Genomic DNA, 18281 nt, shown 5'->3' with positions numbered 1-18281 from the left:
GTAACACCGCCAACGCAGACCCTGCTCTGAAAAACCACCGTAAACCGTGCATTCCAACCTAGGTGACCGCTGACTTCGTTGACACAAAAAATGTTTAAAACCATTTTTTAACTCAACAAAAATTCTTTTTTGGCGCACTTTTTGCGAGAAAGCTGCAACTCCCAGCTTGAGATGCAAGATGAACCCCTGTGCCTTAGATATTGAGTCCATCACGCAGCGATACGGTGATTTCACAGCGCTAAGTGATGTAAACATCTCCATGGAGCCTGGTGAAATCCTGGCCCTGCTCGGCCCCTCAGGCTGTGGCAAAACCTCGCTGCTGCGCATCATCGCGGGCTTTCACAAGCAGACGTCAGGCAGCATCCGCGTGGATGGACGCAGCATTGATGACCTGCAGCCCAACGCCCGCAACATGGGCCTGGTGTTTCAGAACTACGCGTTGTTCCCCCATATGACGGTGGCGGACAACGTGGCCTACGGCCTGCAGGCCCGCAAAACCCCTGGACACATGATCAAAAAGCGCGTGCAGGAGTGCCTGGAAATTGTCCAGCTGCCCCACGTGCGTGACCGTTATCCGCGCCAGATGTCAGGTGGGCAGCAGCAGCGTGTGGCCTTGGCCCGCGCCATTGCCAGCGAGCCACAGCTGCTGTTGCTGGACGAGCCTTTCAGCGCTCTCGACAAGAACCTGCGGCTGGACATGCAGCTGGAAATCAAGCGCCTGCAAAAGCAGCTGGGCATCACCGCGATTCTGGTGACACACGACCAGGAAGAAGCCATGACGGTGGCCGACAAGATTGCCGTGATGAACCAAGGGCAGCTGGAGCAACTGGACACGCCCGTTGGCATTTATGACTGCCCACAGACACTGTTTGTGAACCACTTCGTGGGCAGCTGCAACCAGATTGCCGCCCACGTTGAAATGGCCCACGCCCACTCCGTACAGCTGCGTGTTGGAGACCATCTGCCCTTGCAAATCTACGCCACAGGCTACGGCGACTTGCCCACAGGCAAGGCCGTCACTCTGACCGTACGCCCTGAGCAATTACAGATCTCCGCCACGCCGGTCCCGGGTTTTCTACCCGGACGCATCTGCATGCAAACGCCCCTGGGCGGCCACATGGTCTACCAGGTCGATCTGGGCAGAAACACGCTCATCAAATCCATCCAACCTCGGCTGCCTGACAGCCCGGCTTTTCCCGAGCACGTCTGGGTCGGTCTGAGCGCATCTGCCAACCCGCGCATTTTTCCGCAGTCATTCCAAGGAGTAGCACCATGAAGCGTCGCAATTTTCTGCAACTGAGCGGCCTGGCCACCGTATCCGGCATGGCCCTGCCCGCCTGGGCCAACCCCAGCACAGTCACGGCAGCCATCTACCCAGGCACTTGGGAAGATGCCTACCGCAGCGTGGTGGCGCCGGCACTGAAAACCCAGTCGGGTGTGGAACTGCGCATGCAGTCACTGTGGGCGGTGGACCAGATTGCCAAGGCACGTGCTGCACGTGGGCGCCCTCCGTTTGACACCATGGTGCTCGACCCCGGCCCGCGCGTTACCGGTAAGGAAGCGGGCCTGTTCGAGAAATTTGACGGCAGCAAGCTCAAAAACGCGGCCAAGCTGCAGCCCGGCATGATCGATGACATCGGCGTCACCGTGGCGGCACAGTTTGTCGGCATTGCCTACAACCCCAAGAAATTCCCCAAGCCCCCAACCAGCTGGAAAGAACTATTTGCCGAGCCCTACGTCTCGCGCCTGGGCCTGACCGGTTTTCAGACCACCTTTGGCACTGTGGCCATCATCGAGATGGCCAAGGCCTTCGGTGGCTCGGAATCTGATGTGGAGCCATTCTTTCGCGAACTCAAGAAGGTGTTGCCCAAGGTGGCTGTGATCGGCAACTCTGCCTCCATGCCCAGCATGTTCCAGCAAGGCCAGTGCGACATCATGTACACCAACACCCAGACAGTGAGCACGCTCAAGGCCAAGGGAGTGGACATTGAAATGGTCACGCCCGACACCGGCCTGATCGCCTTTTTCACCACCTTGCACATCGCCAAGGGCAGCAAGAATGTGGACGCGGCCTACCAATTCATTGATGCAGCACTGGACGCGGGCGTACAAAAAGCGCTGATGGCAGAGCCCTACAACTTTGCCCCCGTCAACAGCGATGTATCGCTGCAAGGTGCGGGCCTGCCCCTGCAGTCGCTGGCGGAGATGCGCAAGATGGTGCAGCACGACTGGAGCAAGATCAACCCGCTGCGCCCCGATTGGATTGAGCGCTTCAACCGCGAAGTGGCACGCTGATGCGCTGGTTGCTGCAGCGTCTGCAAACAGGGGCTCTGGTCATGCCCCTTTTTGGGACTTACCTCGCATTTTTTGCGGCCCCCCTACTGCTGCTGATTGCAGTGAGTTTGCACAACGATGTAGACCTGCAGCACTGGGGCTGGCAAACCTGGCGCAAATTCGTCACCGACCCTTTTTACTGGCAAGCCACGTTCAACACCCTCAAGCTAGGGCTGATGACGGTGCTGGCCACCCTGCTGCTGGGCTACCCCCTGGCCCTGGCCTACATGGGGCTGAGCGAAAAATGGCAGCGCGTGCTGCTGTTCATGCTGGTCATGCCGCTGCTGCTGTCGGTGGTGGTGCGCACCTTTGCCTGGATTGTGATTTTGTCGAACGACGGGGTCATCAACCAGACCTTGCTGGCCCTGGGCCTCACCACCACACCGCTGCGCCTGCTGCAGACCGAACTGGGGCTGGTCATGTCGCTCACACAAATTGAGCTACCCATGCTGCTGCTGCCCTTGATTGCCTCGCTGTCCAAGCTGGACAAGAACCTCTTTGATGCATCCAGCATCCTGGGGGCATCCAGGTGGCGCACGCTGTTCAAGGTGATCTTGCCGCTGAGCATTCCGGGCCTGATCGCGGGCTGCACCCTGGTGTTTGCCAGCGCCACCACGGCCTTCATCTCACAGTCCGTGATCGGTGGCAGCCGCCTGGTGTATCTGCCACTGCTGATCTGGCAACAGTCTTCCGTGGTCTTTAACTGGCCCATGGCCGCCGTGATATCCATGGTCCTGCTGGGTGCCGTCCTGGCGTGCCTGGCACTGCTGAACCTGCTGGGCAAGAAAAGCATGAGGTACCTGCATGTCTAGACGTGATTCGTGGGCAGATATTTCCTACCTCCTCACCATCGGTGGCATCGCCCTGTTGGCCCTGGTGGTGCTGGTGACGCCGGTACTCATTGTTCTGCTAGCGTCGCTCACCGACAGCCAGACCATGCACTTTCCACCGCAAGGCTGGTCGCTGCGCTGGTATGAGGCCCTGTTTGATGCCCAGCGCTCGGCACCTATTCACGCCTCGGCGCTCAACAGCGTCATCGTGGCCATCATTGCGGCCCTGCTGGCCGTGCTGCTGGGCGCCAGCGCCGCCATGGGACTGCAAAGACAAGGCCACAGCTGGGCCGGCAAAAGCTTGCTGGGGTTCTTTCTCTCGCCCTTGGTGCTGCCCGGCATCTCCTTTGGCCTGGCCGCGCTGATGTTCTTCACCCTGCTGGGGGTCATGCCGTCGATGCCGTTGATGGTGATTGGCCACCTGGTCATGGTGGTGCCGTTCGTGCTGCGCACCACCACCTCCAGCCTGATGCAGATGGACCATGCCTTGCTGGAGTCCTCGGCCATCCTCGGCGCCTCGCCCTGGTACGGCTTTCGCCGCGTGACACTGCCGCTGATCGCGCCGGGCATTGCTGCCGGCGCTTTCATGGCACTGATGGCTTCCATGGACAACGTGCCCGTTTCGCTGTTCCTGGCCGATGCCGACACCGACATGCTGCCCATCCGCATGTGGGGAATGATGGAATCCACGCTGGATGTGCGCGTTGCCGCCGTCTCGGGCGTGCTCATCGTCGCGGTACTCGTGCTGATGCTGCTCATGGAACGTGCCGTGGGCCTAACCAAACGCCTGCAAGGCTGACACTGATGACCTCCCTCCAAGCCCAACCCCTGACCGTCGAAGCATTCGCCCCTTTTGGGGCCGTGCTGGACTACCCTACCTTGCCGGGCAAAGGCACTTTGCCGCCCAGCCTGGGCAATCTGCGTGACTATGCACAACCGGATCTCACGGTCTCGCACATCGCCCAGGTGGCCACGCTGCCGTTGACGCTGACGTTCATGGAGCGCCACGAGTTCTCCTCACAGACCTTCATGCCCTTGCAGGACTGCAGCTACCTGGTGGTCGTGGCCCCACACGGAGCCCCCAGCCAGCCAGATATGGCGCAGGCCCAGGCCTTCGTTGTCAGCGGCCAGCAAAGCATCACCTACCACCCTAACACCTGGCATTACAGCCTGACCCTGCTGAACGGCCCCGCCACCTTCGGGGTCTGGATGTGGAAGGCCCATGACGGCGGCGATGAAGAGTTTGTCGACATCGCCCCGGTACAAGTGGCCCTGTAGGCCTCGCTGCCTTTTCTTGTTTTTCTCTACTGCACGCTGACTATGACCTGGCAACCCCAACGCGATTTTGTGGGCTACGGCGCCACACCTCCCAACCCCCGATGGCCCGGCGGCGCACGCCTGGCGCTGAACTTTGTCATGAACTACGAGGAAGGCTCTGAGCCCTCCTTCGATGACGGAGAGAACTTCAGCGAGACCGGCCTGACTGAGGCCCATGGCCTCAACCAGATGGGCCATGGCCGTGATCTGGCCGCAGAGAGCATGTTCGAGTACGGCAGCCGCGTTGGTTTCTGGCGACTGGTGCGCCTGTTTGAGGAGCGCCAGCTACCGCTGACCGTGTTTGGTTGCGCCCTGGCACTGGAGCGCAACCCCGAAGCGGTCGCCAAAATCCGCGACAACGGCTACGACATCTGCTGCCACGGCTGGCGCTGGATCAAGCACTACGAACTCAGTGAAACCGAAGAGCGCGAGCACATCCAGCGTGCCATTGCCTCGCTGCAGACCACCATGGGCGAGCGCCCGCTGGGCTGGTACTGCCGCTATGGCCCCAGCACCAACACCCGCCGCCTGGTGGCCGAAGAAGGTGGTTTTCTCTACGACTCCGACTACTACGGCGACGAACTTCCCCACTGGCAGACCGTCGAAGGCAAACCCCATCTCGTCATTCCGTATTCGCTGACCAACAACGACGGCAAATATGCGGGTTGGACGGGCACCTCCGATGAATGGTTCCGCTTCCTCAAAGACGCTTTTGACATGCTGTACGACGAAGGTGCCACCCAGCCCAAGATGATGTCCGTGGGCCTGCACATGCGCCTGGTGGGCCATCCCTCACGCGCCATGGGCCTCAAGAAGTTTCTCGACTACGTGACCCAGTTCTCCGATGTTTGGATCACGCGCCGGCTGGACATTGCCAAGCACTGGCACGCCCACCACCCCTACCCCGGCCCGCGTCCTTGAAGGCGTCATACCCAGCAAAAAGCCCGCATCTGCGGGCTTTTTTGACTACGGATGCGCAAAGGCCACTCAGTCGATGCGCGCCCCAGAGGCATCCACCACCTGCTTCCAGTGCGCCAACTCGGCAGGCAAACCTGCCGCAAAGCTGGCCGGGCTGGAGACCACGGGCTCGGCCCCCAGGGTTTTCAGGCGCTCTTGCATGGCCGGGGTGGTCAGCACCTGCGCGATAGCGGTGTGCACTTTGGCAATGATAGGCTGGGGCGTTCCTGCCGGGGCAAACAGGCCGTACCAGGAGGTCACGGCCAGGTCTTTGAGCACTGGAATCTCTGGCGCCAGCGGTGTCGGCTTGTCCGATGCCACCCCCAGCACGCGCAGCTTGCCACTGCTGACAAACGGCATCACGCCCGGAAAGCTGCCAAACGTCACTGGCAGCTGGCCCGCCACCACATCGGTGGCAGCCGCTGCTGCGCCCTTGTACGGCACGTGCAGCAGCTCAATGCCCTTTTGCTTTTTCAGCATTTCACCCAGCAAATGGTTCAGCGTTCCATTGCCTGCAGAAGCATAGGCCACTGCGCCCGGATGGGCCTTGGCGTAGGCCACCAGCTCATCCAGATTCTTGGCTGGAAAGCTCGGGTTCACCACCAGCAGATACGGCGCCACAGCCAGCTGCATCACGGGGGCAAAGTCCTTGATCGCATCAAAGCCAGTGCGCGAATACAGCGCCGGATTGATGGTGTGCGCACTTTGCGCCGTCACCAAAAAGGTATACCCATCCGGTGCACTGCGCGCCACCTGACTGGTGCCAACATTGCCGTTGGCACCAGGCCGATTTTCCACAATCACGGGTTGACCCAATGTGTTTTCCAGACCCTGCGCCACAGCACGTGCAATCACGTCGTTGGCGCCACCGGGGTTTTGCGGCACCACAAAAGTAATCGGTTTGGTTGGCCAACTGCTTTGGGCCCAGGCACTGGCGCCTGAGCAATTCAACAACACAGCGGCAGCAGCAGCCAAAGCATGGCGGCGCGAGAACAGGGTGTGCACAGGCATCACAACTCCAAGTACGTCAATGGATCAAAAAGGCGAACTTGCTGCTTGTGGCGTGCAAGAGACTGCGCGGACGTATAGGTCCGTCGGCAGTGCAAGAGGTGCGGTCGCAAGGATGGTCACGGCCAGCGGCTCTTGGGAAGCGATGCGGTCATCATAGGAGCAGGCGCCGCTCCTGCGGCCAAATGGCCCGACCCTGCAAGCCCACCGTCAGTCAGCTGGCTGCTGCGCTGTCACAGCAGCACCAAGCCCGGCGGCAGGCTATCCCCCAGGCTGCGCTGCTGGTCTTCGGCCTCCATCTGCACCACCTGCTGCACCAGCTCCAGCCACCGCAAGGGGGCGCCGGCTGCCTGCATTTTGGCCAGAACTTGCGTGCGTGCTGCATCGGGCATATCGCGCGCCATATCGCCGGTCATGCGCGCCATTTGCAACGCGGCAAACATGGCGGTTTCGTTCTTGCGCCAGTCTTGCTGCAAAGTGGCATCCAGAAATTCCTGAGCGGCTGCAGGCGGCATCACCAGATGCGCATTCGCAGCCAGCGGCTGGCGCGCGGCGAGGCGGCCAATCGCCCACCAGGTCTGCGCGGACTCGTCCGCACGCTTCAAGCGCTGCAGCATCCATTGGCCCATCTCCTGGCGGTACTGCCAGGGCACGGCTTCCATCGCGGCAAACAGGCGCAGCATGTCGTCGTAGCTGCCGTGGCTGCTTTTGCCACCGCTGCGTTGCGTGACTTGCTGCACGGTTTTTTGCATGGCGGCAGCCACGGCCTCCAGCACCTGCATTTGCTGCGCCTCGTTCAAGCCTGCGGCCACACGGCGCCAGAACACCCACCACTCGGTCCAATTGGCGGCTTCTTTGACATGGCCCAGCCCTTGGGCGTACAGCGCCCATACCTGGCTGATGCGCCAGTCATCCAGCTGCGCCCCCACGCCCGGGCGCAAGCACCAGCCCGTCAGGTTGAACCACACCCGCTCATGCTCCGGCGTGCGGCGGCGACGCTTGGCACGTGCCAGCAGTGCATCGCACAGGGCGCGCAGCTGGGCCACATGCCAACCTGCACGCGGGCCCAGCAGTTTTTCCAGCGAGTGGCGCAGCTGGCGCACATCCTTGGCCACCACATCCTGTGCCTGCGTGCCAAAAATGCGATCGATCAGCGCCACAGCGGCAGGCAAGGCAGAGGAGCTATCTTTCAAGCCTTTTTGGCCTTCAGCCCTTAATACACCTGCGCTATCCGCTATCTTTTCCAAAGATTCGCCCTCCACTGCGCCGCGCACCGCAAACGGCAGCAGCCACGACTGCACCGCATCGGCCACACCCGCTTCCACACGCAGACAGCGCACTTCCAGCGTGCCCACCTCGGTCATGCAGGCCTGCAGCTGCACTTCCACCTGTGCGGACTGGTGGCCTTCGGGTGCGGACAGCACGGTGGACAGGGGCGGCAGCTCCACCCAGCCCTCGCCTTGCAGCGGCATCAGCTGCCCGGCCTGCGCACTCTGGCTACCGTGGCTGTGTGCCAGCAGCACAAAGCGCACGGCCTGCCCCAGCTTGAGCGCAAAGCGCCGCCCGGTCAGCGCCATGCGCACGCCCTCTTCCGTGCCCTTGGGCAGCAGGCACACCAGCTGTGGTGCCGCACCGCCCACCGCAGGCAGCAGCAGCCAGTAGCTGCGGGCCGAGCCGCCGCCAATGCGGGGCAGCATGTTTTTTGTAGCTGCTGGCACAGGCTGTGCCTGGGCTAGCGGCGAATAAGACGCTGCATCCTTCGTTGCCTGTGCCTGAGCACGCGCCAGCCCGTAGGCAGCTGCGCCGCGCGCGACCGCCCAGTCGGGGTGCGGGTTGTACAGCACGCGCACGGGGCTACCGCGCCAGGCCCTCAGTTGCTCGGTCAGGCGCTGCACCAGCGCATGCGCATGGAACACGCCACCGTTGAGCAGCACGGTATCGGGCAAGGCCTGGGCATCGCTGCCCGCATGCTGGCGCAGAAACTGCGCCAGGTGCCGCGTCATGGCGGCATCGGCCGGGTAAGGCAGGCCCAGGCCACGCAGCGCACCCTGGCGTTTGCTGGGCACATCGGTGATGGCCGCTGGTGGCATGAAGCCTTCCACCACCCACTGCTGCACCTGCGCACGCGTGAGCGTGGCGCTTTGCGCGGCAGCCAGCAAGCGGCTGCCGCCACCCAGCAAGGTGATGTTCAGTTGCTGCGGCGCATCCTGCGCCAGCAATTGTTCTTTGGCGCTGCGGCAGCGCTGCACCAGTTGAGCGAAACGGGCTGCACTCAAGCGCTGGCCAGCGCCAGCCAGCTGGGGTTCCAGCTGGTGGGCCAGCACCAGATCCATGTTGTCGCCGCCCAGCATCAGGTGCTCGCCCACGGCGGTGCGGGTCAGCGTGGGCAGGCCACCGTCTTGCGCAGCATCCACACGGATCAGTGTCAGATCGGTCGTGCCGCCACCCACATCCACCACCAGCACCTGGCGGCTGCCCGCCAATTGCTGCGCCAGCTGCTCTCCCTGCAGCACCAGCCAGTCATGGAAGGCGGCCTTGGGCTCTTCCAGCAGGTGTACCTGCGGCAGGCCCGCCAGCCGCGCGGCCTCCAGCGTCAACGCACGCGCACCCTCATCGAACGAGGCAGGCACCGTCAACACCACCGTCTGCGCGTGCAACGGGGTATCTGGGTGTTGCTGGTTCCACGCCTGGTGGATGTACGCCAGGTACGAGGCCGAGGCCGCCAACGGCGAAATCTTGGCCACGTCATCGCTTGCCCCCCAGGGCAGGATGGGCGCGCTGCGGTCCACCCCGGGGTGGGACAGCCAGCTTTTGGCGCTGGCAACCAGCCGCTCGGGTACCGCAGCGCCCAAGTCACGCGCCCAGCGGCCCACCACGGCAGGGGCCGCTGCGCTAGCGCCTTGCGCCACCCACGGCTGCTGCCAGGCGTCGCTCAGCTCTCCGACGGCTGCCTGGTAGCGGGCTGATGGCAACAGCGTGTCCTGCACGATGTCCGCCGCAGAGTGGCGCTGCGGCACCCGCAGCAGCGTGATGTCCTGCGCACCGCCCTCTTGCGGCACGGCTGCCACCACCGTGTGGCTGGTGCCCAGATCAATGCCGACAATGAAAGAGGAAGCGTGGGGGTACATGAGGAAGTGGCGCAGTCACAAAAAACGTGGCGCCGATCGTAGCAAGTCGCCCCCGTCCACCGGCATCCTCGCGCCAGAGACCCCGCAAACAGGGCTACGCTCCTTGGCGATGGCATCGCAATGCCTCCCCCCACCGACCGCCCATGCGCTAACCCCAACCCAAGACAGCACCCTGGCATGCACCAGGCATCGGCCATGCTGGATTTTCCAGAAACGGCCCAGACATTGCTTACTAAAGCTGTGCTCTCAGCGTGCTTCTCAGCCGCTCCATGCTGTCGCGAAGCAAAGAATTTTCAGCCTCCGCGCGCGCTTGCACAAACAAATCTCGCATGCGTTGGGAAGCATCAGCTGCGTGCGGATAATCCAGAACATACTGCAGCTCCTCCCCCATGCTGGTTCGCACATCCGGGCTCAGGAAGACCTCCACCGTGTTGTAGGCACTGCTGAACGAGTTAGCTGCAGGGCGCGTTTGCAGCACAAAGCGATCCATGATGTCGAGCATGGCAGCTTCCGTTGGAGTGCCCTGCATGAAGGCATCGACATCACGGATGAAGTCCAAGTTTTCCAGGGCTTGTTCTTGTGCGAGCTGAGCTCGCAGCAATGTATCCATCGCGCTGCCAGCCGGCGGCAGTTGCTGCGTCGCCGTACGAACAATGAAATCGCTGATCTCTCCCAGCAACTGCAGGCTGGATGGATGCACGCCCGGCTGGGCTTGCAGGTCCACCCTGAGTTGACGCAAGTCCGCCATACGTACATTGACAAACGACATGCCCGCCAATGCGCCCTGCGCCAGGTTGGTGAGCGCCGCAGCCATATCTTGGGGCTCCATGCTGGCATCGCCCCCCTGCAATGCAGGCCATTGCATCAACAAATCACGGGTGTCACCCAGGTCAAAGCCACCGTTTGTCAGACTGCGCAGCACCTGGTGCAAGTGACCGCCTTGTGCATCACTCCAGTCCTGCTGTGTCGGCACAGGCACTGCGTCTGCTGGCGCGGTGCTTGCCGCACCCCTTGGTGCCGCACGCGGTGCTGCGCCTCTGGCTCCAGCCATGCGTGCCTCGGCCTGCTGCAGACCTGCACGGACCTGCGCCTGCGTCAACCGGGTTCCAAACATGGTGCGCTGATCGGCCGCTGTGACTCGCCCTTCGCGATCGGTGATCTGTGCAATCGCTGTGCGCAGCATTTGCAGCTGAATTCCGGTCAACCGAACCATGCCGCTCCAGCCCCCCACCCCGATGCGCAATTGTTGCAACGCCTGTGACATCGCTGCGCTCAGCCGCTGCAGACGTCCGGTCGATGCCTGCTGTGCCCCATTCGCAGTCAGCTGCGCCTGCATGCGCTGGTTCGCACGCGCTGTGGGAGCAGCCCCCACCGGTGCATGCTGTGCCAAAGCTGGCGGCACCTGCGCCGCAGTCCCAGCAGAGGCAGAAACTCCGGTGCGTGCAACATCTGGGGCATGCACCGCCTGGGCCAACGGGGCCGTACTCTGGGCCTGCTGGGCTTGCGCCAACGCCATCAGATCATCCTCTGCAGCGACAGCCTGTACCGTGACCGATTCAGCAGCTGCCGCTGTCTGCCTCGATGCAGGGGCTGACGCGCCCCTCTCACCCGGGGTCTGCGACAACTGCTCCAGCTGCTGCCGCGTCAGGGTCCGAAGCGATTCCATCCGCTCATCAGACACTGCGGCAGGCGCATCGCCGCCGTTTAAGTCGGCCTCAATCGCCTGCTGCTCTGCCTCTGTAATTTCCAGCTCAGATGGATCCAGCTGCGCCGCCCAGGTCTCGAAATCATCCACCTCTGGATCATTGCCTTGTGTCTCGGAAAGCCCACCGTCTTCGGCATCGCGGGCACCTGTCGATGATGCCGTTGCATGACTCGGTGACGATGCAACGGCAGCGCCCGTGCCAGAGGCCTGCGTCAACTGCTCGATATGCTGTTGCGACAGGCTCACAAGCGCATCAACCCATGCGTCAGACACCTCGGTAGGGGCGCCGCTGGCGCGCAAATCCTCTTCAATCGCCTGCTGCTCTGCGGCTGAGATTTCCAGCTCTGCAGGATCCAGCTGTGCAGCCCAGGTCTCGAAGTCGGGGAAGTCCTCCTCGGTGAGCGGTGTTTCCGAAAGACCTCCCTCGTCAGCCAATAAAGCGTCCACCTCGAATTCCAGCACCTCATCCGAGGCCGCGCCAGGGACAGAAGCCTGTGGCGCCGCAGTTTTAGCGGCTTCACTGACAGCCGCAGAGTGGGCATTCGTCGCAGCAGCAGGAACCGCTGCTCCAGCGGCACCACCTCCGGGTCCGGGTCCGGGTCCGGGTCCGGGTCCGGGTCCGGGTCCGGGTCCTGGTCCTGGTCCTGGTCCTGGTCCTGGTCCTGGTCCTGGTCCTGTGTTCGGTGTATCCGATGCGGAGGCTGGATCTTCGTCAAGGAATTCCGCCAAAGTCATGGTGACTTCTTCGCCCGACGTAGCCGCAGCGGCTGCGCCCGTTGCGATCGCTGCGGCTTGCGCAGAAGGACCGTGTGTGACAGGAGGGCTTGCAGGTGCAGGTGCAGGTGCAGGTGCAGGTGCAGGTGCAGGTGCAGCACGTACCTGGACGCCTGACGCAGCGATCGCAACGGGCGCTGCCCCTCCCGCTGCGGCTGCACCCGCGCGGCGTGCAAGCGGCAATAAGTGCGCCAGGTTCGAAGCGCCCGTCTGCGCTGCCACCAAGGCCTGTGAACGCCGTGCTTGAGCACCAGCCAGAGCATGCATCCAGCGCTGCTGGTTGGGCGTTAATGCTGCAAATCTTGTCAGATTCGTCTGTGCACTGCGTATCCCGGCCGTACTCAGCCCGCTGCTGGTCAGCCGCTGTGTGATGGCGCCAATCATCTGCTGCGTACGCTGCAACACCTGAGTCCCGACCTGGCGGTTGTTCGCAATTTGGACCTGCTGGGCCTGCTGCTGTACCTGCTGGACGGTGCGCGTCAACAATGGCGCCGTGCTTTGCACCTGCGCACCACCAAATACGGTGTTGGCCACCGCAGGGCCATATTGCTGGGCCAAACTGTTGTGCAGGTTCTGCCGCGTTTGCTGGTTCATGCGCGCAGTGGCCTGTGCCTGCGCACCACCGGGAATCGTATTGCGCACCCATTGCACAGCACGCCCCAGCATCGACCCTCGCGTCAGCGGTTGCAGTGCTGCACCGGGATTGGGATGTGGCTGCCCAGCACCCGTTTGAACTGCAGTTGGGAGCGGTGTGGAATTGGACACTGTAGCCATGGATTTTTCTCTCAGACCAAAGGATGTGCACCGCGTTCGTCCGGGTGCCACAACAGGAGCGCAGCAACGGGAGGGCACAAGTCCCCCCTTACTCTGTGATTTACACGCGCAGTAACGGGTGCAACTCGAGTGGGAGTGCTCCAACAGAGATGCTCGGTGCCACGTGCTCGCTGGCATCTGCATCAGTGGCTTGCACCACCGCACTCCAGTGCTCAGCGGCCGTGGTAAAGCTGTGCAGCAGATATTCCAGCCCCATCACATCCAGCGCACCAGTCTCCACCACCTTGCTCAGGCTGACCGTACGCCCGTCCTCGCCCAACCCGAGCGTGGCGCCTGCCGTGCCTGACATCAAGTGGTTCCCCTGCAGCAACTGCTGGCACACAGCACGCGGTGGTGGATCTGCCAACTGCCCCAGCGTGCTGTAGACCAGCAGCAGCGCATGCGTGTCTTCCAGTGCCTCCAGGTGCACGCTGATGCTATCGAGCTGCAAGCAGCAGTAGCCCGTGTCGTCCAGCGCCAGATCAGGAAGCCCCAGCGTGCGACCCAGCTGTGCCATCAGTGTTTGAAAGTGCGTTGCCATTCGGTGTCACTCCATGCGTGAATACTTTGCTTGCCGGATAAGTAACCGAACAAGGCCCGCAGTTCCACCCCTGACACCACCCCGCTGCATGCGCTTGCACCACGGGCTGCACACACGCCCTCACCACCGGGTTCTTTTTCCCTGAGCGCTCAGCGTGCGCAGTGCGCAGACACAGGCATAAAAAAACTGCGCACCAACAACTTGGTGCGCAGTGCATGCCCTTGACGGGTTTTCAGGCCCTACCGCCCCTTGGGCGGCGGCCATCACTGGGCCTTGCGGCGGGGCTGGCTTTTGCTGACGCGTTCGACTTCAATGCGCGCATCCATCACATAGGCAAACGCCGAAGCATCTGCCGCTGGGTTCTTCACGGGGTAGCGCTTGATACGCAGCACATGGCGCAAACCTGCTTCGTGCTTGAAGCCCTGGATTTCGCCGTGGAACGCGTGCCATTCGCCCGTGCCCGATTTGAGGCCCGCACTGTCATAGCGCACCTCGCGCACTTGCAGGCACTGGGTGCGCATCACACCAGAGACGCAGGAGCGTGTTTGTGGCGCAACTTCCAGGAACATGGTCTCCCCGGCACTGCCGTAGCGGGTGACATCGGTGGGATGACCCTTCATGTGCCAGCGGCTGCCGTCGTTGAATTGCAGCGTCATGCGGGGTGCTGTGCCATCTTGCATGATCTGCACGGACTGCATGCGCCCCATCTGAGCGCCGACAGCCTGCTCCAGGCGCACCAGATTCTGGTCCATACAGCCCATCTGGGTGCTCATCAAACGCGACACCTCAATGGTGTTGCCCTGCAGCGCATAGCCGCCGGTCATCGTGTTGCAAACACGGCTGGTCACCCACTGCTCGCCCGGCTTGCTGCCAGCCAAAAAATCCAGGCGCACGGGCACTTTGGGCTCCAGCGCCTTGAAGCTGGGCTGGGCACGGCCCGCGCTGTCTTCGGCCTTGTCCAGCGTCCAGTAGTAAGCCTGCAGTGTCTCGTTGATCATGGATGCCATGGTGCGCGGTGCGGTGGAGGGGTTGTCCGTTGGCGCGGTCGAAGCCGCCGGCGGCGTGGCTTTGGACGTTGTGGTGTCGGGGTTGGGGCTGCTGCAAGCAGCCAAGGCCAGAGTGGCAGCGCACGTAGCGGCCAATGTCCATCGATTCATATCAACATCCTTCAGAGTGAAACCAAGCACAGGCGGGTTGGCGTTGGCCAAATCCTAGCCAAGCACGGCAAAGCCAGGGTGTAGGCCAAGCCACCATTTGCCCTGTCTACATTGGGGAATGGCATGGCCCCGCAAGTTCCGCCGTATTTGCAACCAATCGCCACACGCGCCAGCCGCCAGCCGCCAGCCCCATGCACCAAGCGCACACTGGCGGCGTGGTGGATGCCCCCTGACCTTGCAGCCCATGCGCGCGGCGGCTGTAATCGGTGCTTTGCTGCCCGGCCTACGCCGCGCGCGCCTTAGACAAAGAAAGCATTCCCCATGACCGCACGCCTTGACTACAACCACATTGCCCCCGCTGGCGCCAAAGCCCTGGGCGGTGTCTACAGCTACGTTGTACAAAGCGGCCTGCCCGCCCAGCTGGTCGAGCTGGTGTACCTGCGCGTCTCACAAATCAACAACTGCGCCTTCTGCCTGGACATGCACACCCGCAGCCTGTTGCAGCACGGTGTGGCGATCGAGAAGCTCGCCCTCGTGCAGGCCTGGCGCGAGGGTGGTGCCCTGTTCACCGCCCAGGAACGTGCTGCACTGGCCTGGGCCGAATCCGTCACCCTGGTTGCCACCACCGGTGTGCCCGATGATGTCTACGCCACCTTGCGCAGCGCATTCGATGAAAAGCAAGCCGCTGACCTGACGATTGCCATTGGCCTGATGAATGCCTACAACCGCATGGCCATCAGCTTTCGCAACGTGCCACAGGCCGTCAGCGCGGCAGCCGCACAGGGCTGATCTGAGCACTTCATAAAAATAGCACGCAGCGGTTGATACATAAGCCTTGCGCGCTATTTTTATGGTGATACCGCAGCCCCTGCGCCGCACCACCGCCTACAGGGGGGGGCAGGCGAATGTCAGACAGCGCGGCACCGACAACTGAAACACGATGTACGAGTTACTCCAAGGACTCGTATGACCACCACCCCCACCGGCCCCTACAACCCTCTATGGACCTGGGCCGTGCCCTTGGCCAGCTGGCTCATTCTGGGGCTCAGCCTGCTAATGCCTGGCATGCCCGGGCTGGTGCTGCTGCTGTGCGCCGGCCTGCTGGGCGGTGTGGTCAGCGCCGTGCACCACGCCGAAGTCATTGCGCTGAAGGTCGGCGAGCCCTTTGGCACGCTGGTGCTGGCCCTGTCTGTCACCACCATTGAAGTGGCGCTGATCGTCTCGATGATGCTCTCAGGCGACCCCCTGGAGGCCCTGAGCCTGCCGCGCGACACCATTTTTGCGGCCATCATGATCATCCTGAACGGCATCATCGGCCTGAGCCTGATCGTCGGCGGGCGCAAACACCGCGTGCAGCAATTCCACGTGGAAGGCATGACCGATGCGCTGTGCACCATGACCGTCATCATCGTACTGGCGCTGCTGCTGCCCAACTACACCAGCAGCACCACCGACGGCAGCTACACCAACCCCCAGCTCTTGTTTGTGGCCGTCGCCACGCTGGTGCTGTTTGTGGCCTTCACCCTGTTCCAGACCATGGGCCACCGCGACTACTTCATGCCCATCCCCGTCGCAGGCGAAACCCCTGCCGACGCAGCCACCGCCGCGCCCAGCACCCGCACCGCCCTGTTCAGCGTGGCGCTGCTGCTGCTCTCGCTGGTGGCTGTGGTGCTCAGCGCCAAATCCATCTCCCCCACGCTCGAAGCCCTGCTGGGCCGCTGGGGCGCGCCCGCCACCACACTGGGCATCATCATCGCCGCCATCGTGCTGCTGCCCGAATTTGGCGCCGCCATGCGCAACGCCTCCGCCAACCGCCTGCAGTCCAGCCTGAACCTGGCCATTGGCTCGGCCATTGCCAGCATTGGCCTGACCATTCCGGTCGTGGCCCTGCTGGGCATCTATATGGGCTGGCCGCTGCAACTGGGGCTGGACGCCAGCTCCACCGCCCTGCTGGTGCTGTCGCTGTTCACTGTGGCACTGACGCTGCGCACGGGCAACACCACGCTGCAGCCCGGCATCGTGCATGTGGTGTTGTTTGTGGTGTATTTGTTTTTTAGTTTTGTGCCGTAGGCAAAGTTCTTCAAATAAATGAGCTGCTAGCGCTTGCTACATAAGCGCTAGCAGCTCATTTTGTTTTTATTCTTTTTGAAATTCAGAAGCCGCTGTGTTTTTTACTTTCTGAGGCCGCTTATCGCGCGGCGGCTACTTACTTCTTTTGCTTCACCAAAGGAAAGTAAGCAAAGAAAAGGCGACCCTGCTACCCGCGTCCCTCCGCTGCACTCCGAGCAACCTGCGGTGCCCGACCTATCAGGCCAGCCGGGCCAGCCGCAAAATCGCCCGCTTTGCAGGCTTAAACAGCGCGCCTGGCTGTTTCCGTCTGGGGCTGTGTGCCTCGGCACGGTTAGAAGGGGTTGATGCAGGACCGCCGTGCTTGGCTGGGAATTTCTTTTCAGGAAATATGAGCTGCTTGCGCTTACTGCATAAGCGTTAGAACCTTATTTCGCTTTGATTATTTGTTTGACGTTTTGCTGGCCGCTGGTCGCGCGGCGGCGACTTACTTTTCTTGCTTGCACAAGAAAAGTAAGCAAAAGAAGTGCACACCTCTACCCGTGTCCCTCCGCTCTGCTCCGGGCAACCTGCGGTGCTCGCCCCAGCCGGGCCAGCCGCAAACTCGCCTGCTTCGCAGGCTCAAACAGCGCGTCTGGCTGTTTCCGTCTGCGGCTGTGCGCCTCGGCACGGGTAGAAGGGGCTGAGACCAGGAACACCTTGCCTACTTTTGCGCAGCGTTGTACAGGAAGGTCCTTTTGCAGGCTCCAAATTAAGTGGCACAGCTCACCACTTGCTACTACTTCTGCTTTCTGCCAGAAGTGGCCTATCAAAATTTTGGGCTGAAAGGGGCAATCACAGAAGTGATGTGAAGTCCCCAGCCCATGGTTGTTAGCGCTTTCGCCAAAGGTTTACGGGAGGCAGACTCTTTGGCGAAAAACTTGCTGATAGGTGGGGAAGTTTGGCTCCAAGGATAGGCCCAGAGCAGAAAACCAATACTAACCAACATGTAACGTTGATTTTGATCTGCAAGCCACAAATACGCGCTTATAGCCGAGATAGCGAGTGCAAAGAGAAGGCCAATCCAAGACTTAACCAAGCTATTTGTTTTTGGTTTTGAGTTCATATGCTTCATTAGAAAAATCGCAGAAACATAGAAATTGTGAGAAGCGCTAAAGCAGCGTATGTCATCACCGTTGCGACAGGTGTCATAGGTGAAGGTTCTTTAAATGACGTCAGCTGGCTCCAAGGGGTGGTAAAGCTCAAAAATGCGAGTGCACCAAAGACACTGTGCAACTCACGCGAATCGATAAACGACGCAATGTTTAGGGCTGCAAAAAGCAGTCCGAGGCCAAGACCAATCCAAGATTTGATAAAGCGTTGATCCGAAGATGAAGATAAAGTCATTCAATGATTTTATGTGCAAATAAGAATCGTTTGCATAAATCTAAAGAGACTGTTTAGGGTCGTAAGCAGCCTTAAAAACTACTAACCGCTTGCCAAAGTCCACGCGCGCGCAAACGTCGCGCCCTACTTCGGGATGTCCTTCATATTTCCGGCGGCTGTTTGAACGTAGCGACGCAGGAGCGCAGTGAGTTCCGCCGGATAGCCGTCGGCAGACGCGCTTCTTTGGTAACTTTCTTGTCGCGGACAAGAAAGTTACTCGCCCGC

15 protein-coding genes are annotated in these 18281 nt (G+C 61.6%); 8 read left to right on the top strand and 7 right to left on the bottom strand.

The genetic code is table 11. From position 1 onward, the window contains the following. The first annotated feature begins 178 nt into the window (after positions 1-178). The 6 genes from AC27VO_RS01495 to AC27VO_RS01470 all read left to right on the top strand — a co-directional run bounded on the left by AC27VO_RS01495 (position 179) and on the right by AC27VO_RS01470 (position 5402). Positions 179-1276, top strand: a complete 1098-nt coding sequence (locus tag AC27VO_RS01495) for an ABC transporter ATP-binding protein (protein WP_488664936.1) — start codon at positions 179-181, stop codon at positions 1274-1276. Further along, a complete protein-coding gene (locus AC27VO_RS01490; protein WP_488664935.1) occupies positions 1273-2295 on the top strand; it encodes an extracellular solute-binding protein in 1023 nt (340 codons plus the stop codon). The genes AC27VO_RS01495 and AC27VO_RS01490 overlap by 4 nt, the downstream gene beginning before the upstream one ends. Before the next feature lie 101 nt (positions 2296-2396). Beyond that, on the top strand, positions 2397-3146 hold the full coding sequence (locus AC27VO_RS01485) for an ABC transporter permease (protein WP_488664934.1): 750 nt from the start codon (positions 2397-2399) through the stop codon (positions 3144-3146). Then, a complete protein-coding gene (locus AC27VO_RS01480) occupies positions 3139-3963 on the top strand; it encodes an ABC transporter permease (protein ID WP_488664933.1) in 825 nt (274 codons plus the stop codon). Before AC27VO_RS01485 ends, AC27VO_RS01480 begins: the two co-directional genes overlap by 8 nt. A 5-nt stretch (positions 3964-3968) precedes the next feature. Further along, the gene (locus tag AC27VO_RS01475) at positions 3969-4442 is read left to right on the top strand and encodes an ureidoglycolate lyase (RefSeq protein ID WP_488664932.1); all 474 of its coding nucleotides are present in this window, start codon (positions 3969-3971) and stop codon (positions 4440-4442) included. 42 nt (positions 4443-4484) lie between these two features. Continuing rightward, a complete protein-coding gene (locus AC27VO_RS01470; RefSeq protein ID WP_488664931.1) occupies positions 4485-5402 on the top strand; it encodes an allantoinase PuuE in 918 nt (305 codons plus the stop codon). Positions 5403-5468: 66 nt separating this feature from the next. On the opposite strand, the gene AC27VO_RS01465 is transcribed toward AC27VO_RS01470, so the two are convergent. The 5 genes from AC27VO_RS01465 to AC27VO_RS01445 all read right to left on the bottom strand — a co-directional run bounded on the left by AC27VO_RS01465 (position 5469) and on the right by AC27VO_RS01445 (position 14564). After that, a complete protein-coding gene (locus tag AC27VO_RS01465) occupies positions 5469-6449 on the bottom strand; it encodes a Bug family tripartite tricarboxylate transporter substrate binding protein (RefSeq protein ID WP_488664930.1) in 981 nt (326 codons plus the stop codon). 230 nt (positions 6450-6679) lie between these two features. Further along, positions 6680-9574: an Hsp70 family protein gene (locus AC27VO_RS01460; protein WP_488664929.1), complete on the bottom strand. Its 2895-nt coding sequence runs from the start codon at positions 9572-9574 to the stop codon at positions 6680-6682. Between the two features lie 232 nt (positions 9575-9806). Further along, entirely contained in the window at positions 9807-11726 is a 1920-nt protein-coding gene (locus AC27VO_RS01455; protein ID WP_488664928.1) for a hypothetical protein, read from the bottom strand. A 1201-nt stretch (positions 11727-12927) separates the two neighbouring features. Continuing rightward, positions 12928-13407, bottom strand: coding sequence for a type III secretion system chaperone (locus tag AC27VO_RS01450; RefSeq protein ID WP_488664927.1), 480 nt, complete (start codon positions 13405-13407; stop codon positions 12928-12930). Between the two features lie 263 nt (positions 13408-13670). Next, positions 13671-14564, bottom strand: a complete 894-nt coding sequence (locus AC27VO_RS01445; protein ID WP_488664926.1) for a DUF4377 domain-containing protein — start codon at positions 14562-14564, stop codon at positions 13671-13673. A 321-nt stretch (positions 14565-14885) separates the two neighbouring features. Between AC27VO_RS01445 and AC27VO_RS01440 the strand changes: the two genes are divergently transcribed. Together AC27VO_RS01440 and AC27VO_RS01435 are read left to right on the top strand one after the other, a co-directional pair. Further along, positions 14886-15353, top strand: a complete 468-nt coding sequence (locus tag AC27VO_RS01440; protein WP_488664925.1) for a carboxymuconolactone decarboxylase family protein — start codon at positions 14886-14888, stop codon at positions 15351-15353. 177 nt (positions 15354-15530) lie between these two features. After that, positions 15531-16634 carry a calcium:cation antiporter gene (locus tag AC27VO_RS01435; RefSeq protein WP_488664924.1) on the top strand — a complete coding sequence of 368 codons (1104 nt, stop codon included), beginning with the start codon at positions 15531-15533 and terminating at the stop codon, positions 16632-16634. Positions 16635-17439: 805 nt separating this feature from the next. On the opposite strand, the gene AC27VO_RS01430 is transcribed toward AC27VO_RS01435, so the two are convergent. Together AC27VO_RS01430 and AC27VO_RS01425 are read right to left on the bottom strand one after the other, a co-directional pair. Further along, positions 17440-17745, bottom strand: coding sequence for a hypothetical protein (locus tag AC27VO_RS01430; protein WP_488664923.1), 306 nt, complete (start codon positions 17743-17745; stop codon positions 17440-17442). After that, positions 17745-18017 carry a hypothetical protein gene (locus AC27VO_RS01425; protein WP_488664922.1) on the bottom strand — a complete coding sequence of 91 codons (273 nt, stop codon included), beginning with the start codon at positions 18015-18017 and terminating at the stop codon, positions 17745-17747. Before AC27VO_RS01425 ends, AC27VO_RS01430 begins: the two co-directional genes overlap by 1 nt. Positions 18018-18281 lie beyond the last annotated feature (264 nt).

The sequence above is a fragment of the Comamonas sp. 14P8.1.4 genome, assembly GCF_057799285.1.
The sequence above is the reverse complement of the archived record's forward strand: the minus strand, read 5'-3'. Positions and strand labels throughout refer to the sequence as shown.